At 48.3% G+C, this 381-nt stretch carries 1 pseudogene; it reads left to right on the top strand.

Annotation, left to right across the window (positions count from 1 at the left end):
* A pseudogene (locus EWM59_RS28070) lies at positions 1-381 on the top strand (gliding motility-associated C-terminal domain-containing protein); the annotation flags it as partial.

Below are 381 nucleotides of genomic sequence, written 5' to 3'. Positions count from 1 at the left end.
TCAGTCAGCCAACTGCACCAACGATTACAGCCCCGGCTACCAAGGTAGTCTGTTCACCAAGCACGCTTACATTAACAGCGAGTGGTTGTGCAGGGACAGTAAACTGGTCAACAGGAGCATCAGGTACAAGTGTAGTTTTATCAAATGTTGGCACTTATAGCATTACAGCGACCTGTACAGTTGGTTCCTGTACCATTCCGGCGAGTGCAGCAGTCACAGGTTTGCAGATTGTCAGTCAGCCAACTGCTCCAACGATTACAGCCCCAGCTACAAAAGTGGTGTGTGCACCAAGCATGCTTACTTTAACGGCAAGTGGTTGTGCAGGGACAGTGAACTGGTCGAATGGTTCATCAGGCACAAGTATAGTTTTATCAAGTGTAG

Origin of the sequence: Emticicia agri (assembly GCF_004168285.1) — a bacterium.
Classification (GTDB): Bacteria; Bacteroidota; Bacteroidia; order Cytophagales; family Spirosomataceae; genus Emticicia; species Emticicia agri.
This window is presented reverse-complemented; position numbering and strand designations above follow the sequence as displayed.